Raw genomic sequence first — 25,941 nt, forward strand, 5'->3', positions numbered from 1 at the left:
CGTGGGCGAATCAGCCTCGCTTGGCAGGCTTGACCAATTTCTGTTCCAGTTCGGCGCACGCGCTCTGGATCATTTCTTCGGTGATTTGCACTTCGCGGCCCTGAGCGTCGATGTACGAGCAAGGCAACTGCTGCGGTTGGCGGATCACTTGAATTTTGGCGTTGCTGCTGTTTTGCAAGGACATGGCCCGTCTCCTCATCAGGTTGTGTACCTACTTTAAAACCCCCGCGTGACCGCGTTGTTACAACTCCTTGCGCGGCCCGCAGATCGAATGCCCAGTCCAGCAGAAACCGATACAAATTTCCAGCCGGTCCTTAGACCGATAGCCTCTAGGGCCTAGGTTCGGTGAGCATAATTAACCTGACTCATTGTGATTCGCTCAAGTTCCCCCCATGTAGCTATGCAGGTTCCCGTCTCCAACCTTCAGGTGAAACCCTCCATGCTCTCAGCCCGTCAACGCCGCGCGATTCGCCTGGCCAGTCGCTTCGTCGCTCCCTACCGCTGGCAGGCCCTGGGCGCCTTGTTGGCGCTGATCGTCACCGCCGGCATTACCTTGTCCATGGGCCAGGGTATTCGCCTGCTGGTGGACCAGGGGTTCATGACCCAGTCGCCGCACCTGCTCAACCAATCCATCGGTCTGTTCATGATCCTGGTGCTGGGCCTGGCGGTGGGCACCTTTGCGCGGTTTTACCTGGTGTCGTGGATCGGCGAGCGGGTGGTGGCGGACATCCGGCGGCAGGTGTTCAACCACTTGATCTACCTGCATCCGGGCTTCTACGAAAACAACCGCAGCTCGGAAATCCAGTCCCGGCTGACCACCGACACCACCTTGCTGCAATCGGTGATCGGCTCCTCGCTGTCGCTGTTCCTGCGCAACGCCTTGATGGTGATCGGCGGGATCGTGCTGCTGTTTGTCACCAACCCCAAGCTCACCAGCATCGTCGTGATAGCGCTGCCACTGGTGCTGGCGCCGATCCTGATCTTCGGCCGCCGGGTGCGCAGCCTGTCGCGCCAGAGCCAGGACCGCATCGCCGATGTCGGCAGCTATGTGTCCGAAACCCTCGGCCAGATCAAGACCGTGCAGGCCTACAACCACCAGGTCCAGGACGAACAGCGCTTCGCGCTGACGGTGGAAGAGGCCTTCACCACCGCCCGCAAACGCATCGTGCAGCGCGCCTGGCTGATTACCCTGGTGATCATGCTGGTGCTGGGCGCCGTGGGCGTGATGCTCTGGGTCGGCGGCATGGACGTGATCGGCGGGCGCATTTCCGGTGGTGAGCTGGCGGCGTTCGTGTTCTACAGCCTGATCGTCGGCAGTGCCGTCGGTACCTTGAGTGAAGTGTTGGGCGAGTTGCAGCGCGCCGCCGGTGCGGCGGAGCGGATTGGCGAATTGCTGCAGTCGAGCAATGAGATCAAGGCGCCCGAAGCCAACGTGATCGAGCTGCCGGAGCGGGTCAGCGGCCGCCTGGAAATCCAGGATTTGCGCTTCTCCTATCCGTCGCGCCCGGATCGTTTTGCCATCGACGGCTTGAGCCTGAGCATCAATGCAGGCGAAACCCTGGCCCTGGTCGGTCCGTCCGGCGCGGGTAAATCGACGATGTTCGATCTGTTGCTGCGTTTCTACGATCCCCAGCAAGGCCGCATCCTGCTTGAAGGCCACCCGCTGACCGAGCTGGATCCGCTGGACCTGCGCCGCTGTTTCGCCCTGGTGTCCCAGAGCCCGGCGCTGTTTTTCGGCAGCGTTGAGGAGAACATCCGCTACGGCGATCCGACGGCCACCTTTGCCCAGGTCGAGGAGGCGGCGCGCATCGCCCACGCCCACGACTTCATTTTGCAAATGCCCGACGGCTACCAGACCCACCTGGGCGACGGCGGCATGGGCCTTTCGGGCGGCCAGCGCCAACGCCTGGCCATCGCCCGGGCCTTGTTGGTGGATGCACCGATCCTGCTGCTGGACGAAGCCACCAGCGCGCTGGACGCCCAGAGCGAACACCTGATCCAGCAGGCGCTGCCGCAGTTGATGGAAGGGCGCACCACCCTGGTCATCGCCCACCGGCTGGCCACCGTGAAGAATGCCGACCGGATTGCCGTGATGGACCAGGGCAAGCTGGTGGCGGTGGGGACGCATCAGCAACTGATCGCCAGCAATCCGCTGTATGCACGGCTGGCGGCGTTGCAGTTCAGTGATGGTGAGTCGACCACCCACTGATTCACCGCCCACAAAAAATGCCCGCATCTCTCAATGCGGGCATTTTTTATGGGACGCGTTACTTACTGATCATCAAAATACCGCTCATGCCAATCCACCAGCGGCTGCGGTGCATTGAGCTTCTGCCCGTAGATCACCGAATAAGACAGCACGTTCTGCACATACTGGCGGGTTTCGTCGAACGGGATGCTTTCCACCCACACATCGAAACTCAGGTGATCGGCGCCGCGCAGCCATTGGCGTACACGGCCCGGGCCGGCGTTGTAGGCGGCGGTGGCGAGCACGCGGTTGCCGTTGAACTGGGCGTGGACCTGGCTCAGGTAGGCGGCGCCGAGCTGGATGTTCTTGTCCGGGTCGAGCACCTGCTGTTGCGAAGCCAGCGGGATGCTGAACTTTCGCGCAGTCTCCTTGGCGGTGCCTGGCATCAGTTGCATCAGGCCGGTGGCACCGACGCCGGAACGCGCGTCGTCCATGAAGGCGCTTTCCTGGCGGGTGATTGCAAATACCCAGCTGGAATGCACGCCGCGGACCTTGGCTTCGCGCACCAGGGTGTCGCGGTGGGCCATCGGGAAGCGGATGTCCAGGTCGTCCCAGTACTGCGCCTGGCTGATGGTGCGGATCGCCGGGAAGTACCACTTCATGTCGTAGGCCAGCTTGGCCTGGGCGACCATTTCGTCGCGGTTGAAGTGCCGGCTGACGTGGTACCACTCGCGGCGGCCATCAACGATCTGGCCACGGGCGTAGAACTCCAGGGCGCGGCGCACGCCCGGTGTGTTGCGTACCTTGTTCATCAGCGCCTGGCTCATCACCAGTGGCTTGTTGTTCAGTTGGTACGGGGACTGGGAGCGATCCGCCGCCAGGAAACCGTAAAAGTCTCGTTCCTTGGCCAGACCCTTGTACATCACCAGGGCTTGCGGGTTCTTCGGCTCTGCCAGTTCCAGGCTGCGGGCCTGCCAGTAGCGCCAGCGGTTGGTGGTGGCCAAATCCTGGGGCAGCTTGCGGGTCAACTGGTAGGCGTCTTCCCAGCGGGCCAGGCGCAACAGCAGGCGCAGGCGCCATTCGGAAACGGTGTTGTCCCGCAATTCCGGATCGTATTTGGTCATCACGTCGAGGGCACGCGGGTCGTAGCGACGCGCCAGGGTCAGGCCGATTTCCCGGGCGATCGACACTTTTTCGTCACGAGAGAAGTGCATGCTGCTGGCATAACCGTCGAGCAGGGCCATGGCCTTGTCCGGGTCCTGGCGTGCCAGGCGGCGCAGGCCCAGTCCTACGGCATCGGACATGGCTTCGTTGGCCGGCAGGAAGCGCGATGGGTCGCCGAGCATGTCGGGCTTCTGCGCCACGTCCACCATCAGGCGGCCCTGGGCGCCGAGGGTCGGCAGGGTCTTCACCAGGCTGTTGGCCAACGGATAGTTGCGGGCTTCGGCGGCCAGCTTGGCGCGGTCCCAGATCTTCTGTTCGGTCAGTTGGCCGTCGGCGGCCCACTGGCCAAAGGTGGCATCACAGGCCGCAGGCTGGGATTTACCGGTCAGCCACAGCTTCTCGGTGGTTTTATAGCCTTCGGCTTTTTGGTTGTGGGTCAGCTGGAATTGGCCATGGAGGCAGTCCAGTTCGACGAAATTGAGTTTGGCGTCGTAGTACTTTTCAAAGGTTTGCCAGTCGCCACGGTCGGCCAGCCAGCGCAACCAGCGCAGTTTCATCCAGTTGGCCTGGGGCAGGTCGCCGTTCTTGGCGAGGAATTGTTCGATCTCCTCGTTGCTGGCGGTTTTCAGCCGCGCGGTCAGCTCGTCGTAGGCGAGGTACGGCGTCAACGGGTAGTCGGCCAGGGCCTGGCTGTATTGGAAATACGGGCCGCTGTCGCCTTTGGCGAGGGCTCGTTTGGCTTCATCGTAATATTGACGTTGGGTGGTGAGGTCCACGGCCTGGGCGGATTGAACGGCGGTGGCAGAAAGAAGCAGACAAGATAAAAAGCTGAAAAGGCGACTGCGCATGAGACGTCCGTGCAGAGGAATCTGGACTAGTGCCGACGTCGCCGACACTGATTGCCCCTAGCTTAGCCTTTTGCCCGCAACCGGTGAAAGCTTTGCCGGTCGCTTCGTTCAAGTTCATCTGAAATGTCCAACAGAACGTGTCAGCGGCGAAAATGCCGGCCGCCTCGAGCCCTAAGTCAGGTAGAATGCGCGCCCAGTTTTTGGAGAAGCGTATGACCCTGCTCAAATTCAGCGATGTGTCCCTTGCTTTCGGCGCTATGCCGTTGTTGGACAAGGTGTCCTGGCAGATCGCCCGTGGTGAGCGGGTGTGCATCATCGGCCGCAACGGCACCGGCAAGTCCAGCATGATGAAGCTGGTAAAAGGCGACCAGAAGCCCGATGACGGCTCTGTCTGGCGCGCCCCGGGCCTCAAGATTGGCGAATTGCCGCAAGAATTGCCGGTGGCCGACGGACGGACAGTGTTCGACGTGGTTGCCGAAGGCCTCGACGGCGTGGGCGCACTGCTCGCCGAATACCATCACCTGGCGCAGAACTGCGTCACCGAAGCCGACCTGGACAAGTTGATGCACGTCCAGCAAGACCTCGAAGCCCGCGACGGCTGGCGCTTGCAGCAATTGGTCGACAGCACCCTGAGTCGCCTGCAACTGCCCGCCGACAAGACCCTCGCCGAGTTGTCCGGCGGCTGGCGTCGCCGCGTCCTGCTGGCCCAGGCCCTGGTTTCCGAGCCGGATCTGTTGCTGCTCGACGAACCGACCAACCACCTGGACATCGGCGCAATCGCCTGGCTTGAAGAAGCCCTCAAGGATTTCCAGGGCGCCGTGCTGTTCATCACGCACGACCGTTCTTTCCTGCAAAACCTCGCCACACGCATCCTCGAACTGGATCGTGGCGGCCTGATCGACTGGAATGGCGACTACGCCAGCTTCCTTGTGCATAAAGAAGCTGCACTGTCCGCCGAAGAAACCGCCAATGCGCTGTTTGACAAAAAATTGGCCCAGGAAGAAGTCTGGATCCGCCAGGGCATCAAGGCCCGCCGCACCCGTAACGAAGGCCGCGTACGTGCCCTGAAAGCCCTGCGTGTCGAGCGCAGCGAGCGCCGTGAACGCACCGGCAAGGCCAATATCCAGCTGGACACCGCCGACAAGTCGGGCAAGCAAGTGATGGTGCTGGAAAACGTCAGCTTCCATCACCCGGACGGCCCGTTCCTGATCAAGGACTTCTCCATGGTCCTGCAGCGCGGCGACCGTATCGGCCTGCTCGGCGCCAACGGTACCGGCAAGACCACCTTGCTCAAGCTGATGCTCAACGGCCTGCAACCCACCAGCGGTACCGTGGAAGAGGGCACGCGCATCGACGTGGCCTACTTCGACCAGCTGCGCCACCAGTTGGACCTGGAAAAAACCGTGATCGACAACGTCGCCGAAGGTCGCGACTTTATCGACATCGACGGCCAGAGCCGCCACGTGCTGAGCTACCTGGGCGACTTCCTGTTCAGCCCGCAGCGTGCACGTACGCCGGTCAAGGCCTTGTCCGGTGGTGAGCGTGCGCGCCTGCTGCTGGCCAAGTTGTTCAGCAAGCCAGCCAACCTGCTGGTACTCGACGAACCGACCAACGACCTCGACGTGGAAACCCTGGAACTGCTGGAAGAGGTCCTGCTCACCTTCAACGGCACCGTGCTGATGGTCAGTCACGACCGGGCATTCCTCGATAACGTGGTCACCAGCACCCTGGTCTTCGAAGGCGAAGGCAAGGTGCGTGAATACGTCGGTGGTTACCAGGACTGGCTGCGCCAGGGCGGCTCGCCGCGCCTGCTGGGCGTGACCGAGAGCAAGTCCGGCAAGGCTGACTTGACCTCGGCCGTGGTTGCTCCAGTGGCTGCTGCTCCGGCACCAGCCCAGGAAGCACCTGCTGCGAAGAAGAAGCTCAGCTACAAGCTGCAACGTGAGCTGGAAGCACTGCCGGGTGATATCGACGCCAAGGAACAGCAGATTGCTGCCGTTGAAGCTGAAATGGCTGATGCGGGTTTCTACCTGCGTCCGGCTGCAGAAACCGCCAAGGTGATTGCATCCCTCGAGCAGCTTAACAGCGAGCTTGAAGCCCTGGTTGAACGCTGGGCCGAGCTGGATGCCTGAGTGATTCAAGCGCAATAAAAAACCCGGCGCTCATTTGTATGAGCGCCGGGTTTTTTGTATGAAGCGCGGTTCAGATGTGGGAGCGGGCTTGCGCGCGAATGCGGTGTGTCAGTCCATATATTTGTCGACTGATCCACCGCTTTCGCGAGCAAGCCCGCTCCCACACAAGCCCGCTCCCACATTGGATTGCCGTTGGTCTTACGAGCTCTTGACCAGTTTCACGGCCAGCACATCGCAAGGTGCGCCGTGCAGCACGTCATTGGCGGTGGAGCCCAGCAGCAAGGCCAGGCCGTGACGGCCGTGGCTGCCGACCACGATCAGGTCGCAACCTTGCTCCTTGGCCAGGTGGTGGATTTCCTGGCGCGGCTGGCCGTAGGTCAGGTGGCTCTGGTCTTTTTTCAGGGCAGGGTACTTGTTGATCAGCCGGTCAAGGCGTTCCTTGGCCTGGTCGAACTGCTGCTGTTGCAGTTGGGAAAGGTCCATCGGCACATCGCCGCCAAAGGCCATGGCCATCGGTTCGACGATATGCACCAGGGACAGCTTCACCGAGTCGCCTGCAAGGCCTACGGCCCGCTTGATCACGGGGTCGCATTCTTCGGTCAGGTCCACGGCGACCAGAATATGTTCGTAGGGCATGAGGAGTCCTCCAAGGGAAAGCGATAAGTTCAGTATGGCTGGTTTCAAGCGGATGGGGTTGCGTCAGGTCAAATCCGCTCATCAAGAAATTCGGGAGTACACATATGACGGTCTGGATAGTGGTGTCAATCCTTGCGCTGGTTTTAAGCCCCCTGGCGTGGCTGCGTCCTTCGCGCCATTCGAGCGGGCGCATGGCTTTGCGCATGGAGGCGCGGCGCATTGGCCTGGCCATGCAACTGACGCCCCAGGAATGGCCACACTGGCTCAAGCACGAGCCGCCAAGCCCGTGTGCCCAGTATCACCGGCCACGGCGTGGCACCACGCGGGTGACCTGGAGTTATTGGCAGTTGGAGCCGGGGGTTTGGGTCAATCAGTGGCAGGAAACCTGCGTCGATGAAAAGTTGTTGCCACATTTTGCGACGCTGCCGGCGAACGTCTACAAAGTCGAAGCCGACAAGCAAATGATCACCCTGTACTGGGGCGAGAAGGGCGAGTTGAGCGTGTTGCAGGACATTGACGCGGTGCTCAAGGCGCTGGCCTGAGATTCCTGCGGGCATTAAAAAGCCCGAAAGCATCATCGGGCTGGAGTTGGCCAGGCAGGCCGGTAATTCGTTTTACGTGCCGCTAGCCTAGCCGCATATTCGGTTCTGTACAGCCCTTTAAATCAAAATTCACATTATTGATTTCGCGAATGATTAAACATTGGCGGGGCGATGCCGGCTGCCCCGGGTTCTGAAATGACTGAAAAGTCGCGTTTTTGCGGCCCTTTCGAGCGATTGACAATTCTTCGGATTTGGCTGAAGGTGACGTACCCAAATCAAACGGGCGTATGAATTGAGCGTTTGTCTTTCAGACCGTTCGTACAGAATCCCGACTATCGCGTTGGCGGGTGTGCCTGGCAAATTGGCGTTAGCATCGACGGAAACGTCAGTGCCTACGCTGAATCCTGCGTCCGACGTGTACTGTTCAGCTTCCATATCGTGGAGATCAGTTGATGATTTACGAAGGTAAAGCCATCACGGTTAAGGCTCTTGAAAGTGGCATCGTCGAATTGAAATTCGACCTCAAGGGTGAGTCCGTCAACAAGTTCAACCGTCTAACCCTGAATGAATTGCGTCAGGCCGTAGACACCATCAAAGCAGATGCTTCGGTCAAGGGCGTGATCGTCTCCAGCGGCAAGGACGTGTTCATCGTCGGCGCTGACATCACCGAATTCGTCGACAACTTCAAGCTGCCCGATGCCGAGCTTGTGGCTGGCAACCTCGAAGCCAACAAGATTTTCAGCGATTTCGAAGACCTCAACGTGCCGACCGTTGCCGCGATCAATGGCATCGCCCTGGGCGGCGGTCTGGAAATGTGCCTGGCCGCCGACTTCCGCGTGATGTCTGCCACCGCGAAAATCGGCCTGCCGGAAGTCAAGCTGGGCATCTACCCAGGCTTCGGCGGTACCGTGCGCCTGCCGCGCATCATCGGTGCCGACAATGCCATCGAGTGGATTGCCGCCGGCAAGGAAAACCGTGCTGAAGACGCGCTGAAAGTCGGCGCCGTGGATGCTGTGGTGGCTCCCGACAAGCTGGCAGAAGCCGCGCTGAACCTGATCAAGGGCGCCATCAGCGGCGAATTTGACTACAAGGCCAAGCGTCAGCCAAAGCTGGAAAAACTCAAGCTCAACGCCATCGAACAGATGATGTCGTTCGAAACCGCCAAGGGTTTCGTGGCTGGCCAGGCCGGCCCGAACTACCCGGCGCCGGTTGAAGCGATCAAGACCATCCAGAAGGCCGCGAACTTCGGTCGCGACAAAGCCCTGGAAGTCGAAGCCGCTGGTTTCGTCAAACTGGCCAAGACCTCTGCCGCGCAGAGCTTGATCGGTCTGTTCCTGAACGATCAGGAACTGAAGAAAAAGGCCAAGGCCTACGACGAAATCGCTCGCGACGTGAAACAGGCTGCCGTACTCGGCGCCGGTATCATGGGCGGCGGTATCGCTTATCAGTCGGCGTCCAAAGGCACGCCGATCCTGATGAAAGACATCAACGAGCACGGCATCGAGCAGGGTCTGGCAGAAGCCGCGAAACTGCTGGTAGGTCGCGTTGATAAAGGCCGCATGACTGCAGCGAAAATGGCTGAAGTGCTTAACGGCATTCGTCCGACCCTGTCCTACGGTGATTTCGGCCACGTCGACCTGGTGGTCGAAGCGGTTGTCGAGAACCCGAAGGTCAAGCAGGCGGTACTGGCTGAAGTTGAAGCCCAGGTGAAAGAAGACACGATCCTGGCGTCCAACACCTCGACCATTTCCATCACCTTGCTGGCCAAGGCCCTCAAGCGTCCGGAAAACTTCGTCGGCATGCACTTCTTCAACCCGGTGCACATGATGCCGCTGGTGGAAGTGATCCGTGGCGAGAAGTCCAGCGAGCTGGCCGTTGCCACCACCGTTGCCTACGCCAAGAAAATGGGCAAGAACCCGATCGTCGTCAATGACTGCCCGGGCTTCCTGGTCAACCGCGTACTGTTCCCGTACTTCGGCGGTTTCGCCAAGCTGGTCAGCGCCGGTGTGGACTTCGTGCGCATCGACAAGGTCATGGAAAAATTCGGCTGGCCAATGGGCCCGGCGTACCTGATGGACGTGGTCGGCATCGACACCGGCCACCACGGTCGCGACGTAATGGCTGAAGGCTTCCCGGACCGCATGAAAGACGACCGCCGCTCGGCGATCGACGCGCTCTACGAAGCCAAGCGCCTGGGCCAGAAGAATGGCAAGGGCTTCTACGCCTACGAGACCGACAAGAAGGGCAAGCAGAAGAAAGTGGCCGACCCATCGGTTCACGAAGTACTCGCGCCGGTCATCTACGAACAGCGTGAAGTGTCCGACGAGGACATCGTCAACTGGATGATGATCGCCCTGTGCCTGGAAACCGTGCGCTGCCTGGAAGACGGCATCGTTGAAACCGCAGCCGAGGCCGACATGGGCCTGGTCTACGGTATTGGTTTCCCTCCATTCCGTGGTGGTGCGCTGCGTTACATCGATTCCATCGGTGTGGCCGAGTTCGTTGCCCTGGCTGATCAATACGCTGATCTGGGCCCGCTGTACCACCCGACTGCGAAGCTGCGCGAGATGGCCAAGAACGGCCAGAGCTTCTTCGGTTAAGTGCCCAGACGACTAGAGCGAGAATATTTATGAGCTTGAATCCAAGAGACGTCGTGATTGTCGACTTCGGTCGTACTCCGATGGGCCGCTCCAAGGGCGGCATGCACCGCAACACCCGTGCCGAAGACATGTCGGCGCACCTGATCAGCAAATTGCTGGAACGCAACGTCAAGGTCGACCCGAACGAAGTCGAAGACGTGATCTGGGGCTGCGTCAACCAGACCCTGGAGCAGGGCTGGAACATCGCCCGCATGGCTTCCCTGATGACGCAGATCCCGCACACCGCTGCCGGCCAGACCGTCAGCCGGCTGTGTGGCTCGTCCATGAGCGCGCTGCACACCGCTGCCCAAGCGATCATGACCGGTAACGGTGATGTGTTCGTGGTTGGCGGCGTGGAGCACATGGGCCACGTCAGCATGATGCACGGTGTGGATCCGAACCCGCACATGTCCCTGTACGCGGCGAAAGCCTCGGGCATGATGGGCCTCACCGCTGAAATGCTTGGCAAAATGCACGGCATTACCCGCGAAGCCCAGGATGCATTCGGCCTGCGTTCCCACCAGTTGGCCCACAAGGCCACCGTGGAAGGCAAGTTCAAGGATGAAATCATCCCGATGAACGGCTACGACGAGAACGGTTTCCTGAAACTGTTCGACTACGACGAAACCATTCGTCCGGACACCACCCTGGAAAGCCTGGCGGCCCTGAAGCCGGCCTTCAATCCAAAGGGCGGCACCGTGACAGCCGGTACTTCGTCGCAGATCACTGACGGTGCTTCGTGCATGATCGTGATGTCGGCCCAGCGTGCCCAGGACCTGGGCATCCAGCCGATGGCCGTGATTCGTTCGATGGCAGTCGCAGGTGTGGACCCGGCAATCATGGGCTATGGTCCAGTACCGGCCACACAAAAAGCATTGAAGCGCGCAGGCCTGACTATCTCCGACATCGACTTCTTCGAGCTCAACGAAGCTTTCGCCGCACAGGCCCTGCCAGTGCTGAAAGATTTGAAAGTGCTCGACAAGATGAACGAGAAGGTTAACCTGCACGGCGGCGCGATTGCCTTGGGTCACCCGTTTGGGTGTTCCGGCGCTCGTATCTCCGGCACGTTGCTGAACGTGATGAAGCAAAATGGCGGCAACCTTGGGGTTGCAACCATGTGCATTGGCCTCGGCCAAGGCATCTCCACCGTCTTCGAACGTATCTAAACGTTTCGTTGACGGAAGCCGGGGCCCAGTGCCCCGGTTTTTGTTTTTTGGAATTTTTTATATTTTTTTTTAACAAATTTTGTAAGAGGACCAGAGCATGAAAGTCGAACCAGGGCTCTACCAGCATTATAAAGGTCCGCAGTACCGCGTTTTTAATGTGGCGCGGCATTCCGAGACCGAAGAGGAAGTGGTGTTTTACCAAGCACTGTATGGCGATTACGGCTTTTGGGTGCGTCCCTTGAGCATGTTCCTTGAGACCGTCGAAGTTGACGGCGAACAGGTCCCGCGCTTTGCTTTGATGCAGGCCGAACCCAGCCTTTTTTCCGTGCAATAAAGGCAGGCCGCGCAGAATGCTGCGCTTGACCTCACCTTGTTGCCACTATATATAGCGTTGCCGCGTCAGGCGCCAACCGCCTTTCACTTCTCGAATTCAGGAATTTTCCGATCCATGGGCAAATCGCTGGTCATTGTGGAATCCCCGGCTAAGGCCAAGACCATCAACAAGTACTTGGGTAACGAGTACGTGGTGAAGTCGAGTATCGGCCATATCCGAGACCTGCCCACCAGCGGTTCGGCTAGCGCCAGCAAGGAGCCTGCCGCCAAGCGTGGCAAGGCGGCTGCGGGCGAAGGTCCGGTGCTCACGCCTAAAGAGAAAGCGCGCAAGCAGCTGGTCTCGCGCATGGGTGTCGATCCCGATCATGGCTGGAAAGCCAAGTACGAGATCCTCCCGGGCAAGGAAAAGGTCATCGAAGAGCTGCGCCGGCTCGCCAAGGATGCTGACACCATCTATCTCGCAACCGACTTGGACCGCGAAGGGGAGGCTATTGCCTGGCACCTGCGGGAAGCCATCGGGGGTGACGACAGCCGCTACAAGCGCGTGGTGTTCAACGAAATTACCAAGAAGGCGATCCAGGAAGCCTTCTCCAAGCCGGGCGAACTGGACATTGACCGCGTCAATGCCCAGCAGGCCCGTCGCTTCCTCGACCGCGTCGTGGGTTACATGGTCTCGCCGCTGCTGTGGGCGAAAATCGCCCGTGGCCTGTCCGCCGGCCGTGTGCAATCGGTTGCGGTAAAGCTGGTGGTGGAGCGTGAGCGCGAGATTCGTGCGTTCAACCCTGAAGAATATTGGGAAGTGCACGCTGACCTGGGCACTGCCAAGGGCAACAACGTACGCTTTGAAGTGGCCCGCGAGAAAGGCGAGGCCTTCAAGCCGCTCAACGAAGCCCAGGCCATGGCCGCGCTGGAGAAGCTCAAGGCTTCCAGCTACAGCATCGTCAAGCGTGAAGACAAGCCCACCAGCAGCAAGCCGTCGGCGCCGTTCATCACCTCCACCCTGCAACAGGCTGCGAGCAACCGCCTGGGCTTCGGGGTGAAGAAGACCATGATGATGGCCCAGCGCCTGTATGAAGCGGGCTACATCACGTATATGCGTACCGACTCCACCAACCTGTCGCAAGACGCGGTGGCGATGGCGCGCACTTATATTGAAAGCGAATTCGGCAAGAAGTACCTGCCGGAGAAGCCGAACGTCTACAGCAGCAAGGAAGGCGCACAAGAGGCTCACGAAGCGATTCGTCCCTCCGACGCCAACACCGAGCCAAGCAAGCTGAGCGGCATGGAGCGCGACGCTGAGCGCCTCTACGAGCTGATCTGGCGCCAGTTCCTGGCGTGCCAGATGCTGCCGGCGCAATACCTGTCGACGACTGTCAGCGTGGGTGCTGGTGACTTCGAGCTGCGCGCCAAGGGCCGTATCCTCAAGTTCGACGGTTACACCCGCGTGATGCCGCAAATCGCCAAGCCGGGCGACGACGATGTGCTGCCTGACATGGCTCAGGGCGATGTGTTGAAGCTGATCAAGCTCGACCCGTCCCAGCACTTCACCAAGCCGCCGGCGCGTTATTCGGAAGCGAGCCTGGTCAAGGAGATGGAAAAACGCGGTATCGGTCGTCCTTCGACCTATGCGGCGATCATTTCCACCATCCAGGACCGCGGCTACGTCGCCTTGCACAACCGTCGTTTCTACTCGGAAAAGATGGGCGACATCGTCACCGAGCGCCTGTCCGAGAGCTTCTCCAACCTGATGGACTACGGCTTCACCGCCGGCATGGAAGAGAACCTCGATGACGTGGCCCAGGGCGAACGCGACTGGAAAAACGTGCTCGACGAGTTCTACGGCGACTTCAAGAAGAAACTTGAAGTAGCAGAAAGCGCCGAGAACGGCATGCGTGCCAACCAGCCGGTGATGACGGACATTCCGTGCCTCACCTGCGGCCGCCCGATGCAGATTCGTACCGCCTCCACCGGTGTGTTCCTCGGTTGCTCGGGTTACAGCCTGCCGCCGAAAGAGCGCTGCAAGGCCACCGTCAACCTGGTGCCGGGCGATGAAATCGCGGCCGATGACGAGGGTGAATCCGAGTCACTGGTATTGCGTGGCAAGCACCGTTGCCCGATCTGCAGCACGGCAATGGATGCCTACCTGCTGGACGAGAAGCACAAGCTGCACATCTGCGGTAACAACCCGGATTGCAACGGCTACGAGATCGAAGAAGGCACTTACCGCATCAAGGGCTACGAAGGCCCGAGCCTGGAATGCGACAAGTGCGGCAGCGAGATGCAGCTCAAGACCGGCCGTTTCGGCAAGTTCTTCGGTTGCACCAACCCGACGTGCAAGAACACCCGCAAACTGCTGAAAAGCGGTGACGCGGCGCCGCCGAAGATGGACCCGGTGAAGATGCCTGAGCTCAAGTGCGAGAAGGTCAACGACACCTACATCCTGCGTGATGGTGCTTCGGGGCTGTTCCTGGCTGCCAGCCAGTTCCCGAAAAACCGTGAGACCCGTGCACCGCTGGTGATGGAGATCGTGCCCCACAAGGACGAGATCGATCCGAAGTACCACTTCCTCTGCGAAGCGCCGAAGAAGGACCCGGACGGTCGCCCGTCCGTAATCCGCTACAGCCGCAAGACCAAGGAGCAGTACGTGCAGACCGAAGTGGAAGGCAAGCCTACCGGCTGGAAAGCGTTCTACGACGGTGGCAAGTGGAAGGTCGAGGACAAGCGCCAGGGCGCTTGATACGATCAGCTACATGCACAAAGGCCGCCTTGATAGGCGGCCTTTTTTTGCGCTTGCAGTGGCCTTGGCTGATCCGTGACACTGTTCAGCCAGCATCACGCCTTATTCGTTGTGGAGACTGCCTTCATGGCCAACGAACTCTATACCCGTACCAACCAGAAAATTTACTTCGCGGGTTTGTCCCTGGAAGCCCTTGGCCGTGCCGAGGAAGGAAAGGAGATGAACGCTATCGCGCTGGTACAGGCCGGGCGTGAAGCCGCGCTGTTCCACCTGTATGGCGCCTTGCTTGGCTTGTGCCATGAGATTGCCGGGTTCTACCGTCTGCCGCAGGCCGGCTCGCCGCGTGCGGAAATGATCATCCACCGGGATGTGCTGGAGTCCATGGCCATCCCGGAGTTGGCCGAACTGGTGGAGATGGCGCAAAGCCCGGACAGTTGGCTGGCGCGCTTGCTGGTAGCCCACGCGGAGATGTTCCAGCCGCCACGGGTGAAGCACACGCCCAAAGGCGATGTGACCCAGCCGCTGATCGTGGCCGTAAGCCTGGACGAAGAAGGACCCGAGCCGTTGAGCCGGGAAGAGCTGGAAAGCTGGCGGCAGGAGCTGAAGAAGTTGGCCATTCGGTTTCGGGATGGATTGAACGAGTGTTGAAGGCTTCTCGCTGACGCCTACCGCTCTTAGTTGCGAGGGAGCTTGCTCCCGCTGGGTTGCGAAGCAGCCCCAAGGCTTTTCAGGCCTGGCAGTGTCAGCTGTCGGAGGGCCGCGGCTCAGCCCAATGCGGGCAAGCCCGCTCGCCACAAGACTGATATAATGCCGGCCTTTCGTGGAGAACAGACTTTTATGCCAACGTCCTTTCTGGAAATTGTTGAGTTGCCCGACGGCCGAATCGAGCTGCGCCGGGCTGAGGACGAGGGTTCTCTGGTGATCTTGGATTTTTCCGAGGACGCAAAAGCGTTCCTGCAGGGCCAGCACGTGGAAGTGGCAAAAGCCATGTTGAGCGTAGGTGTGCAGATGGCGGGACGCCTGGCTGAAGGCGAACCGGAAAAGGAAGACGGCCCGCGGATTCTTCACTGAGTCCGTCTGTCGACTTTTTTACAGGCTTCAATTGTGCAGATCGGCTTCTCAATTCTGAAGAAGCCTCGCGTCATGGCGGATCCTGACAGCTGTCAGTTACCCGCGTATCGTTTTATCCCAACCGAATGTTCAAGCTTTGCGCATCACCTGTGCGGGCGGCGCTGATCAGTTGCTGCCTGGCCGCTGTGGTCAGCGGGTTCAGCCAGCTGACCACCGTATGGCTACGGCCCAGGCGCAAGGCTTCGCAGGTCAACTGCTGGGCGCTTTGAGCACCACGGGGTTGCAGCAACAGGATGCGTTCGCGGTTCAGGCCGGCATCCCGCAACCAGGCCTGGGTCAGGCTGGATGGCGGGGCGATCAGCGTCAGCCAGCGGGCGTCCTGTTCCTCGCTCAGTTCGCGAAGGATCGGCGCCAACAGGCTCAGGCAGTTCCCGGCAGCACCGCGCAACGACAGTTCACTGAACGCCTCGGGTTCGGCGCTCCAGGGCGCTTCGACCCACTTCCTTGAGGATGGGCGCAAGGGGCTGGGCCATAAAGGCCTCAAACAGCGACAGTTGAGTGTGTTGTGGGGTCTGTAGGAACTGCATGATGCCTCCGTTAGCGGCGAATAACGCCGACGCTCAAGCCTTCAATCACCAGGTCCTGATCCTTCAGGTTCACTTCAATCGGCGCGAATTCGGGGTTCTCGGCCAGGAGCCAGACCTTGCTGCCTTCGCGCTTGAAGCGTTTGACCGTCACTTCATCGCCGATACGGGCGACGACGATCTGGCCATTGCGAGCTTCACGTGTGGTGTGGACGGCCAGCAGGTCGCCGTCGAAAATGCCCACGTCCTTCATGCTCATGCCATGGACCCGCAGCAGGTAGTCGGCACGGGGATGGAAGAAGGTCGGGTTGATGTTGCAGGATTCCTCGACGTGCTGTTGCGCCAGGATCGGCGCACCGGCTGCGACGCGGCCGATGATCGGCAGTGTCGACTCGTCGGCCTTGGCTTCGAAGCCAGGGATGCGAATACCGCGTGAAGCACCCGGGGTCATCTCGATCGCGCCTTTGCGGGCGAGGGCCTTGAGGTGTTCTTCAGCGGCGTTGGGTGACTTGAATCCCAGTTCCAGCGCAATTTCCGCCCGGGTCGGCGGGTAGCCGTTGTCATCGAGGCAGCGCTTGATAAAAGCCAGAATCTCAGCTTGGCGTGGCGTCAGTTTTAGCATGTTGATCGCTCTGTCTTTTTATACAGTGACTGGGATTATATACAGTGGACTGCGCTTGGCAATCACCGTTTTCAGTCACTCCGCTGGACGGTCATTTATCACCTGTCCTACACACTGGAGACAGCGCTGCCTACAGACCTTGGCGAATGTGATTAAATGGCCATGAACTAGCTGACCGGCCAGCCGCAAACCGACCTGCAGGCTTGACAAGACATAGCTTGAAACGTATGTTTCAAACAAGTGTTTGTCAGGCGGAGTAGCCATGGCCCAGTCGGAAACCGTTGAACGCATTCTCGATGCTGCCGAGCAGTTGTTCGCGGAAAAAGGATTTGCTGAAACTTCATTGCGGCTGATTACCAGCAAGGCCGGGGTCAACCTGGCGGCAGTGAACTACCATTTCGGCTCCAAGAAGGCGCTGATCCAGGCCGTGTTCTCTCGGTTCCTGGGGCCTTTCTGCATCAGCCTCGATCGTGAGCTGGAGCGTCGCCAGGCCAAGCCTGAAAACAAGCCAAGCCTGGAAGACCTGCTGGAGATCCTCGTCGAGCAAGCCCTGGTGGTCCAGCCACGCAGCGGCAACGACCTGTCGATCTTCATGCGCCTGTTGGGCCTGGCGTTCAGCCAGAGCCAGGGCCACCTGCGTCGCTACCTGGAAGACATGTACGGCAAGGTGTTCCGCCGCTATATGTTGCTGGTCAACGAAGCCGCCCCGCGTATCCCGCCAATCGAACTGTTCTGGCGCGTGCACTTCATGCTCGGTGCCGCGGCATTCAGCATGTCCGGGATCAAGGCACTGCGTGCGATTGCCGAGACCGACTTCGGCGTCAACACCTCCATCGAGCAGGTCATGCGCCTGATGGTGCCGTTTCTCGCCGCCGGCATGCGTGCCGAAACCGGCGTCACCGACCAGGCCATGGCCGCCGCCCAATTGCGCCCGCGCAGCAAGTCAGTACCGGTCCCGGCCAAGGTTTAACCCCTCCCGGGTGTGCGCGGCCGCTTGCATCCGCTAAGCTAGCCGCCCATGCCGATTTCAGCTATCTATCCACAGCCCGTTGCGCTCGCTGAGCGTCCGTCTCCAGATTCAATCCTGGCGATGCGATCTCGCGGGGGCTTCGGGCTGCGTGCGTTATTTAAGGAAGCTATATGACCCAAGCCCTGCAAGGCTCTTTGATGGTGGACGTTGCCGGCACCTGGCTGACGGCTGAGGATCGCCACTTGTTGCGTCAGCCCGAGGTGGGCGGCCTGATCATTTTTGCACGCAATATCGAGCATCCTCGGCAGGTGCGTGAATTGAGCGCGGCGATTCGCGCCGTGCGCCCGGACCTGTTGCTGGCGGTCGATCAGGAAGGCGGCCGAGTGCAACGCTTGCGTCAGGGGTTTGTGCGTCTGCCGGCGATGCGTGCCTTGGCCGACAACCCGAATGCGGAGCAACTGGCCGAGCAGTGCGGTTGGATCATGGCAACCGAAGTGCTGGCGGTTGGCCTGGACCTGAGCTTCGCCCCGGTGCTGGACCTCGATTACCAACGCAGCGCCGTTGTGGGCACTCGCGCCTTCGAAGGCGACCCCGAGCGCGCCGCCGTGCTCGCGGGCGCCTTCATCCGTGGCATGAACAGCGCCGGTATGGCGGCCACCGGCAAGCACTTCCCCGGCCACGGCTGGGCCGAAGCCGACTCCCACGTCGCCATTCCCAACGACGAGCGCAGCCTGGAACAGATTCGCGCCAATGACCTGGTGCCTTTCACCCGCCTGAGCAAGCAACTGGCAGCCGTCATGCCGGCCCATGTGATTTATCCACAAGTGGACGCGCAACCGGCCGGATTCTCCCGGCGCTGGTTGCAGGACATCCTGCGTGGCGAGTTGCAGTTCGACGGGGTGATCTTCAGTGACGACCTGTCGATGGCGGGGGCTCATGTGGTCGGTGATGCTGCCAGTCGTATTGAGGCGGCGTTGACTGCCGGTTGCGACATGGGCCTGGTGTGCAACGACCGCGCCGCCGCCGAGCTGGCCCTGAGTGCCGCCCAGCGCATGAAGGTCACTCCGTCGGCGCGTATCGCTCGGATGCGTGGTCAGGCGGTGGCGTCGACCGAGTACAAGCAGGATCCGCGTTGGTTGGCGGCGTTGGGTGCGCTGCGGGATGCTCAGTTGATCGACTGACAACTGCGGTGCGCCCTTCGCGAGCAAGCCCGCTCCCACATCCGACCGCATTCCTCCAGGGTATATGCGGTCAAATGTGGGAGCGGGCTTGCTCGCGAAGGCGATCTAACAGTCAGCGCTTTTCCTGCTTATGAGGCAACGGCGCAAACAACGCCTCGATATCCTCATTCCCCAACTTCCAATCCCCCGTCGTCCGCCCATCCAGAACGCCCGCCGCCAGATCAGACTTTTCCTGCTGCAAATGCTGGATTTTCTCTTCCACGGTGCCCCGGGCAATCATCTTGTACACAAATACCGGCTTCTCCTGGCCGATGCGATACGCACGGTCGGTGGCCTGGTTCTCCGTGGCCGGGTTCCACCACGGGTCGTAGTGAATCACCGTGTCGGCTTCCGTCAGGTTAAGTCCGACGCCGCCTGCCTTCAGGCTGATCAGGAAGATCTGCAGCTTGCCGCTCTGGAAGTCTTTCACCGGCGTGCGCCGATCCCGCGTCTGACCGGTAAGCAGCGCATAAGCCACGCCACGCTTCTTCAACTCGGCCTCGATCAGGCTCAGCATCGAAGTGAACTGGGAAAACAGCAGAATCCTGCGGCCTTCGGCAAACAGCTCTTCGAGCATCTCCATCAAGCTGTCGAGTTTGCCCGAGCTACTGCCCTTTGCCGGCAGGGTTGCATCATTGACCAAGCGTAAATCACAGCACACCTGGCGCAACTTGAGCAGCGCCTCCAGGATGATGATCTGGCTGCGCGCCACACCCTTGCGGGTAATCTCGTCGCGGACTTTCTTGTCCATCGCCAGGCGCATGGTTTCGTACACGTCGCGTTGGGCTTCGTTGAGGTCGACCCAGTGGATGATCTCGGTCTTGGGCGGCAGCTCGGTCGCCACCTGCTCCTTGGTGCGACGCAGCAGGAACGGCTTGATCCGACCATTAAGGTGCTGCAATCGCACATCGCTGCCGCGCTTTTCGATCGGTACGCGGTAATCGCGGTTGAAGCTCTTCACGTCCCCCAGCCAACCCGGCAGCAGGAAGTGGAACAGCGACCACAGCTCGCCCAAGTGGTTTTCCAGCGGTGTACCGCTGAGGCACAGGCGCTGGCGGGCGTTCAGCTCGCGGGCCGCCTGGGCCGCCTTGCTGTTGGGGTTCTTGATGTACTGCGCTTCGTCGAGGATCAGCACGTGCAAGGGCAGGGCGGCCAGTTGCTCGATGTCCTTGGGCAGCAGGGCGTAGGTGGTCAGCAGCAGGTCGTAGTCCTGCAACTGCGGGAAATGTTTCTTGCGCCCCGCGCCGTACAACGCCATGACTTTGAGCTGCGGCGTGAAGTGCGCCGCTTCGTCGAGCCAGTTCGGGATCAGGCTGGTGGGCATCACCACCATGCACGGGCGGTCCAGGCGTCCGGCGATTTTCTCGCTGAGAATATGCGCCAGGGTTTGCAAGGTTTTGCCCAGGCCCATGTCATCCGCGAGAATCCCGCCGACGTCGAGTTGGCGCAGCGACTGCATCCAGCTCAGGCCTTCCAGTTGATAAGGGCGCAACGTTGCGTTCAAGCCTTCCGGCGCTTCGCAGCTGAAATCCTTGATGTCCCGCAGGCGCTGGGCGAAGTTGCGGATCTTTTCGCCGCCTTCCCATTGCAGCGGCAGGTCTTCCAGCGGGTTCAGGCGAATCGCGTCGGCCTTGGCCAGGCGCAGCGCGGTGGTGCCGGGCTCTTGCAGGTAGAACTCGCCCAGGGTTGCCAGCACCGGTTTCAGCCGGCCATAAGGCAGCGCCACTTGCAGCGGGCCGTGGCCGTTGGGCAGGCCGGGAATGTTCACCAGGATCAGTTCGTCATCACGGCGCCGGGCGAGTTTTTCCGGGTTGAGGATCTCGGTGTGAGAGCGCATCAGGTTCAACAGGATCGGCAGCAAACTCAGGCGTTCGCCGTTGACGATGATCCCCAGCTCCAGGTCGAACCAGTCGCGCTCCGGCATCTCGTCGACGCTGGCGTACCAGTCGTCGACGGCGCTCAGGTCAAAACCGAAATCTTCATCGATCTGTAGTTCCCAACCCTGGGCGCGCAGGTTCGGCGAGGCATTCAGGGTGAAGTTCAGCCACGCGCTGTCGTTGACCATCTCGAACAGCTCGCCGGCACTTTCCGGCAGGGCCTTGCTCTGGCGCGTGGCGATCTTGAAGCCCAGCAGGCGCAGCTGTTCGCGAAACTGCTGCTCCACCTCGGGGTGGCGCTTGATCCGCAGGCTCTGCTGTTCCTGGCGCACGATAATGTCGGCGTTCTTCTGGCCGCTGACGTAGTTGCCCAGATAGTTGAAGGACAACGCTGCGCGATGCTGGATATAACGCTGCATCTTGCCGTTGCGCGGCTCGAAGGCACTGAACTCGATACTCGCCAGCCACAGGCGCGGCACCGGTTGCACGTCTTCCATCACCACTTGCGGCAACACCACGCGGTTATCCAGCACCGCCTGGAGCTTCTCCAGCAACTCGGCATCCTGGGCCGCCGCCGGGTAGGCCAGGGTTTCCTGGACCTTGAGCAGCACGGCGGCGATGTGTTTGCAGTTGGTGTGCACGGGGCAGGTGCAGCGGCTGTCCACCAGGATCAACGTGCCCTTGGCGGATTCGCGCAGCGAAATGGTCTGGCGGTAGACATTGCCACCCGAGCCTTCGCAGCTGGCAATGATGGTGCTGTCGCCGGACTCGACGATACGCACGCGGTTTTCCAGGGCGTAGCGTCGGCCACGCTCGAGGCTTTGCTCTTTAAAGCGATTGGCCCACGAAGGGGCCAGGGGTTTGGTCAACGACGACGTCAGGGGCATGGTGCTGGATCAGTCCTGGACATCGGGCGGTGGAGCGCTGGGCGGCTTGGCGGTCAGCGAAGTGATCTTGATCAGCAGGGCGAGGTGGCCGCCGTCCAGGTAGTTGAGCTGGTTGTTCTTGGTGCGCACGTCTTGCTGGCTGAGGTGTTCGCTGGCGATGACGCTGCCGTTGGCGTCGAACTGGTTGACCCAGAAGTCTGCGTCGATATCGGTAAAGCGTCCAAGCTGCAGGTTCAGGGTGCCTTCGATGGGGAACTGGCCGAACTGTTCCTGGCCATCGCTGATGGCCAGCTTCACCGGTTGCTCACCGAGATTCTGTTCCCAGGACTTGTGCAGCAATACGGTGTAGTCGCTGCTGGCTTGCAGCTTCTCGACAATATTGCCCAGTCGTGGCGGGCTCATTTTGTCAGTCCCCAGGCGTGGTGCGCCGGCGTCCCAGTTTTCCGGCGCCGCACGGCTGTTGATCACCGGCTCGGCGTTCTGGCGCACCAGGATCATCTCCACCAGGTACGGGCTGTCGGCGAACGCCGAAGGCGCAACGACCACCAACAACAAGCTCAAAATGCGGAACAGGCGCATTGGGGCGTCCTTCAAGCAGATTTCGGGATGAGGCGCTCAAACAGCGCCTCCAGTGTATTAAAGCGTTCTTCGGCGCGTTCCATCGGCACCATGAATTTGAACAGCGTAGCCCCTTCGAACTTGTAGCGATTGGGCTGGCCCTGAATCAGCTTGATCAGCACCAGTGGGTCCACCGGCGTCTGCGCTTCGAATTCGATACGCCCACCTTGCGGCCCGGCGTCGACCTTCTTGATGCCCAGTTGCTCGGCCTGCAGTTTGAGCAGGGTCAGGCGCACCAGGTTCTTGGTCGGCTCCGGCAACAGGCCGAAGCGGTCGATCATCTCCACTTGAAGGTCCTTGAGACCTTCTTCGTCGGTGGCCGAGGCGATGCGCTTGTACAGGATCAGTCGCGCGTGCACATCCGGCAGGTAGTCTTCGGGGATCAGCGCCGGCAGGCGCAGGTTGATCTCCGGGCCGCCACCCAGCGGTTGGTCGAGGTTCGGTTGTTCGCCCTTGCGGATGGACTTCACCGCGCGCTCGAGCATTTCCATATACAGGGTGAAGCCGACGGCCTGGATCTGCCCGCTCTGGCCGTCGCCCAGCAGTTCGCCGGCGCCGCGGATTTCCAGGTCGTTGGTGGCCAGCACAAAGCCGGCGCCGAGGTCCTGGGTGTTGGCGATCGCTTCCAGGCGCTTCTCGGCGTCGGAAGTGATCTGCTGGCGCGGCGGTGTCAGCAGATAGGCATACGCCTGGTGGTGACTGCGCCCGACCCGGCCGCGCAATTGATGCAGCTGCGCCAGGCCGAACTTGTCGGCGCGCTCGATGATGATGGTGTTGGCGCTCGGCACGTCGATGCCGGTCTCGATGATGGTCGAGGCGATCAGCACGTTGAAGCGCTTGTGATAGAAGTCGCTCATTACCTGTTCGAGTTCGCGCTCGCGCATCTGCCCGTGGCCGATGGCGATCCGTGCTTCCGGCACCAGTTCAGCGAGGTCGGCGGCGCATTTCTCGATGGTTTTTACATCGTTGTGCAGGTAGTACACCTGGCCGCCGCGCAGCAACTCACGCAGCAGGGCTTCCTTGACCGTGCTTTTGTTCTGCTCCATGACGAAGGTGCGCACCGACAACCGGCGCGCCGGCGGCGTGGCGATGATCGAGAGGTCGCGCATGCCCGACACCGCCATGTTCAGCGTGCGCGGAATCGGCGTGGCGGTGAGCGTCAGGATGTCGACTTCACTGCGCAGGGCCTTGAGCTGTTCTTTCTGGCGAACCCCGAAGCGGTGCTCTTCGTCGATGATCACCAGCCCGAGGTTCTTGATCTTCACGTCATCCGACAGCAGCTTGTGAGTGCCAATGACGATGTCGATCTTGCCTTCCGCCAGGTCGGCGATGGCCGCATTCACTTCCTTGGCCGATTTGAAGCGGCTCATCACCTCCACAGTCACCGGCCAGTCGGCAAAGCGGTCGCGGAAGCTGTTGTAGTGCTGCTGGGCGAGCAGGGTGGTGGGGACGAGGATCGCCACTTGGCGGCCACCGTGCACCGCAATAAACGCTGCGCGCATTGCCACTTCGGTCTTGCCGAAGCCCACGTCGCCGCACACCAGGCGGTCCATCGGCTTGGGCGCCAGCATGTCGGCGCGCACGGCGTCGATGGTGGTTTGCTGGTCCGGGGTTTCTTCGAAGGCGAAGCCGGCGCTGAAGGTGGCGTAGTCGGCTTTTGGGTCGGCGAAGGCATAACCTTCGCGGGCGGCGCGGCGGGCATAGATGTCGAGCAACTCGGCGGCCACATCGCGTACCTGTTCGGCGGCCTTGCGCTTGGCTTTCTGCCAGGTCTCGGAGCCCAGGCGGTGCAACGGGGCGAGGGCGTCGTCGCTGCCGGTGTAGCGGGCGATCAGGTGCAGGTTGGCCACGGGCACGTAGAGCTTGGCGCCCTCGGCGTATTCCATGGTGAGGAATTCGGCCACCTGGTTGTCGATCTCCAGGGTCTGCAGGCCCAGGTAACGGCCCACGCCGTGGTCGATATGCACCACCGGCGCGCCTTCGCGCAGTTCGGTGAGGTTCTTGATCACCGCATCGTTGTTGGCATCGGCGCGCTTTTCGCGGCGGCGGCGCTGCATCACCCGCTGACCGAACAGCGGGCTCTCGGCAATCAGTGCCAGGGCCGGGTCGTCCAGCAGCAGCCCTTCGTCCAGCGGTGCGATGGTGATCGCCAGGCGGTCCTTGCTCGCGACAAAGTCCGGCCAGCTGTCGACGGTTTTCGGCCGCAGCTTCAGGCGTTCCAGCAACTCCAGCAGCACCTCGCGGCGCCCGGCGGACTCGGCGGTAAACAGCACGCGGCCGGGGAAGTCACCGAGGAAATTCGACAATGCTTCCAGCGGCTGGTTGGCCTTGGCTTCAATCGCCAGGTTCGGCAGCGCTTGCGCCGGAAAGCGCTCGCGGCCGGCGCCTGCATCCACGTCCTGCTGGCTGGCGACTACCCGCGGCCAGTTTTTCAGGCGGGCGAAGCAGTCTTCCACCGGCAGGAACAGCTCGGCCGGTGGCAATAAAGGACGGGACGGGTCGACGCGGCGTTCTTCATAACGGTTGCGCACGTCATTCCAGAAATTCTCCGCTGCCTGTTCGATGCCTGGCAGCGAGAACACCTGGGTGTCCTGGGGCAGGTAATCGAAGAGCGTGGAGGTTTCGTCGAAGAACAGCGGCAGGTAGTACTCGATACCGGCGGGGGTAATCCCGCTGCTCAAGTCCTGGAAGATCGGGCAGCGACGGAAGTCCACGTCGAAGCGCTCGCGGAAACGTGCCTTGAAGCGCGTGACCGCGTCTTTTTGCAGCGGGAACTCCCGGGCCGGCAGCAGCTTGATCGACTGCACCTTGTCGATGGAGCGCTGGTTTTCCGGATCGAAGGTGCGCAGGGTTTCGATTTCGTCGTCGAACAGGTCGATCCGGTAGGGCAGTTTGCTGCCCATCGGGAACAGGTCGATCAACGCGCCACGCACGGCGAACTCGCCGTGCTCGTACACCGTGTCGACGCAGCGATAGCCGCTGGCCTCAAGCCGGGTGCGCATTTGCTCCACATCGAGCTTCTGGCCGATATCCAGCACCAGGCTGCTGCCCAGCAGGAACTTGGTCGGTGCCAGGCGGTGCAGGGCCGTGGTGATCGGCACCACCAGCACGCCGTGGGCCAGTTCCGGCAAGCGGTACAGGCTGGCGATGCGCTGGGAAATGATGTCCTGGTGCGGCGAGAACAGATCGTAGGGCAGGGTTTCCCAGTCTGGGAAATGCAGTACCGGCAAATCGGGGGCGAAGAAACTCAGCTCCTGTTCCAGCCGCTCGGCACTTTGGCTGTCGGCGGTGAGCAGCAGGGTAAAGCGCTTGGCAGCGCTGGCAGCCTCGGCGATGGCCAGGCTCAGGGCGGCACCGGGCAGATTGCCCCAGTGCTGTTTACCTGCCGCGGCAGGGAGAAGCGGTAGACGCAGAACGGGCACGGAAGGTTGAGCTCCAAGCGTTGCGACAAAGTCGGTAATTGTAACGGCCCGGAGTGCCGCCTGTCAGTTGCTGACTGAGCCTATTACGGTTTGTAGGAAATGTAGTGGCTAAGACAAACAAAGGTGCCTTTTGACTCATTATGTAGTGCCGAAATCGGTGTATGTTTCGGAGGGTTACGGACACTTTGTCACATTGGTCCAACAGGGGGTGCGCTGGAAGCCGCGTATTTACTGGGCTGCAGAGGGGCGATATTTTTTTGCAAGGGGTTTTGTTGCGGGCCGCGC

At 60.9% G+C, this 25,941-nt stretch carries 18 protein-coding genes and 1 pseudogene; 11 read left to right on the forward strand and 8 right to left on the reverse strand.

Features of this window, described 5'->3' with window-relative positions; translation table 11 throughout:
• Positions 1–10 precede the first annotated feature (10 nt).
• Positions 11–184 carry a PA1571 family protein gene (locus QF039_RS04505; RefSeq protein ID WP_003218992.1) on the reverse strand — a complete coding sequence of 58 codons (174 nt, stop codon included), beginning with the start codon at positions 182–184 and terminating at the stop codon, positions 11–13.
• 216 nt (positions 185–400) lie between these two features.
• Here QF039_RS04505 and QF039_RS04510 point away from each other — a divergent pair, with 216 nt between their 5' ends.
• Positions 401–2,209, forward strand: coding sequence for an ABC transporter transmembrane domain-containing protein (locus QF039_RS04510; protein WP_307517066.1), 1,809 nt, complete (start codon positions 401–403; stop codon positions 2,207–2,209).
• A 62-nt stretch (positions 2,210–2,271) separates the two neighbouring features.
• Here the strand turns inward: QF039_RS04510 and QF039_RS04515 are convergent, their stop codons facing one another.
• A complete protein-coding gene (locus QF039_RS04515; RefSeq protein ID WP_008437594.1) occupies positions 2,272–4,200 on the reverse strand; it encodes a transglycosylase SLT domain-containing protein in 1,929 nt (642 codons plus the stop codon).
• A gap of 212 nt (positions 4,201–4,412) precedes the next feature.
• Here QF039_RS04515 and QF039_RS04520 point away from each other — a divergent pair, with 212 nt between their 5' ends.
• Complete coding sequence (locus QF039_RS04520; RefSeq protein ID WP_003218986.1) at positions 4,413–6,332, forward strand: ATP-binding cassette domain-containing protein; 1,920 nt, start codon at positions 4,413–4,415, stop codon at positions 6,330–6,332.
• 198 nt (positions 6,333–6,530) lie between these two features.
• On the opposite strand, the gene QF039_RS04525 is transcribed toward QF039_RS04520, so the two are convergent.
• Positions 6,531–6,968: a universal stress protein gene (locus tag QF039_RS04525; RefSeq protein ID WP_003218985.1), complete on the reverse strand. Its 438-nt coding sequence runs from the start codon at positions 6,966–6,968 to the stop codon at positions 6,531–6,533.
• 104 nt (positions 6,969–7,072) lie between these two features.
• On the opposite strand from QF039_RS04525, the gene QF039_RS04530 reads away from it, so the two are divergent.
• The 7 genes from QF039_RS04530 to QF039_RS04560 all read left to right on the forward strand — a co-directional run bounded on the left by QF039_RS04530 (position 7,073) and on the right by QF039_RS04560 (position 15,456).
• Entirely contained in the window at positions 7,073–7,510 is a 438-nt protein-coding gene (locus QF039_RS04530) for a hypothetical protein (protein ID WP_003218981.1), read from the forward strand.
• Positions 7,511–7,962: 452 nt separating this feature from the next.
• The gene (fadB, locus tag QF039_RS04535; RefSeq protein WP_003218979.1) at positions 7,963–10,110 is read left to right on the forward strand and encodes a fatty acid oxidation complex subunit alpha FadB; all 2,148 of its coding nucleotides are present in this window, start codon (positions 7,963–7,965) and stop codon (positions 10,108–10,110) included.
• A gap of 29 nt (positions 10,111–10,139) precedes the next feature.
• On the forward strand, positions 10,140–11,315 hold the full coding sequence (gene fadA, locus QF039_RS04540; protein WP_003218978.1) for an acetyl-CoA C-acyltransferase FadA: 1,176 nt from the start codon (positions 10,140–10,142) through the stop codon (positions 11,313–11,315).
• Between the two features lie 97 nt (positions 11,316–11,412).
• On the forward strand, positions 11,413–11,649 hold the full coding sequence (locus tag QF039_RS04545) for a DUF1653 domain-containing protein (protein ID WP_008437597.1): 237 nt from the start codon (positions 11,413–11,415) through the stop codon (positions 11,647–11,649).
• Positions 11,650–11,763: 114 nt separating this feature from the next.
• Positions 11,764–14,385 carry a type I DNA topoisomerase gene (gene topA / locus QF039_RS04550; RefSeq protein ID WP_003218973.1) on the forward strand — a complete coding sequence of 874 codons (2,622 nt, stop codon included), beginning with the start codon at positions 11,764–11,766 and terminating at the stop codon, positions 14,383–14,385.
• A gap of 126 nt (positions 14,386–14,511) precedes the next feature.
• The gene (locus tag QF039_RS04555) at positions 14,512–15,033 is read left to right on the forward strand and encodes a DUF6586 family protein (RefSeq protein ID WP_003218971.1); all 522 of its coding nucleotides are present in this window, start codon (positions 14,512–14,514) and stop codon (positions 15,031–15,033) included.
• Positions 15,034–15,222: 189 nt separating this feature from the next.
• Positions 15,223–15,456 carry a hypothetical protein gene (locus tag QF039_RS04560; RefSeq protein WP_003218969.1) on the forward strand — a complete coding sequence of 78 codons (234 nt, stop codon included), beginning with the start codon at positions 15,223–15,225 and terminating at the stop codon, positions 15,454–15,456.
• 112 nt (positions 15,457–15,568) lie between these two features.
• Here QF039_RS04560 and sulA read toward each other — a convergent pair.
• A pseudogene (sulA, locus tag QF039_RS04565) lies at positions 15,569–16,043 on the reverse strand (SOS-induced cell division inhibitor SulA).
• 10 nt (positions 16,044–16,053) lie between these two features.
• Positions 16,054–16,662, reverse strand: a complete 609-nt coding sequence (lexA, locus tag QF039_RS04570) for a transcriptional repressor LexA (RefSeq protein ID WP_003172575.1) — start codon at positions 16,660–16,662, stop codon at positions 16,054–16,056.
• A gap of 262 nt (positions 16,663–16,924) precedes the next feature.
• Here lexA and psrA point away from each other — a divergent pair, with 262 nt between their 5' ends.
• Both psrA and nagZ read left to right on the forward strand, forming a co-directional pair.
• The gene (gene psrA, locus QF039_RS04575) at positions 16,925–17,632 is read left to right on the forward strand and encodes a transcriptional regulator PsrA (RefSeq protein WP_003218964.1); all 708 of its coding nucleotides are present in this window, start codon (positions 16,925–16,927) and stop codon (positions 17,630–17,632) included.
• A 170-nt stretch (positions 17,633–17,802) separates the two neighbouring features.
• Complete coding sequence (gene nagZ, locus QF039_RS04580; RefSeq protein ID WP_307517067.1) at positions 17,803–18,813, forward strand: beta-N-acetylhexosaminidase; 1,011 nt, start codon at positions 17,803–17,805, stop codon at positions 18,811–18,813.
• Positions 18,814–18,925: 112 nt separating this feature from the next.
• Here the strand turns inward: nagZ and QF039_RS04585 are convergent, their stop codons facing one another.
• Genes QF039_RS04585 through mfd form a run of 3 tightly spaced genes read right to left on the reverse strand, consistent with a single transcriptional unit; the run spans position 18,926 to position 25,656 of the window.
• A complete protein-coding gene (locus tag QF039_RS04585; protein ID WP_003218960.1) occupies positions 18,926–21,616 on the reverse strand; it encodes a DEAD/DEAH box helicase in 2,691 nt (896 codons plus the stop codon).
• 9 nt (positions 21,617–21,625) lie between these two features.
• Positions 21,626–22,195, reverse strand: coding sequence for a CsiV family protein (locus QF039_RS04590; RefSeq protein ID WP_003218957.1), 570 nt, complete (start codon positions 22,193–22,195; stop codon positions 21,626–21,628).
• 11 nt (positions 22,196–22,206) lie between these two features.
• The gene (mfd, locus tag QF039_RS04595) at positions 22,207–25,656 is read right to left on the reverse strand and encodes a transcription-repair coupling factor (protein ID WP_003218956.1); all 3,450 of its coding nucleotides are present in this window, start codon (positions 25,654–25,656) and stop codon (positions 22,207–22,209) included.
• Positions 25,657–25,941 lie beyond the last annotated feature (285 nt).

Origin of the sequence: Pseudomonas sp. W2I6 (genome assembly GCF_030815935.1) — a bacterium.
In the GTDB taxonomy this organism is placed as follows: domain Bacteria; phylum Pseudomonadota; class Gammaproteobacteria; order Pseudomonadales; family Pseudomonadaceae; genus Aquipseudomonas.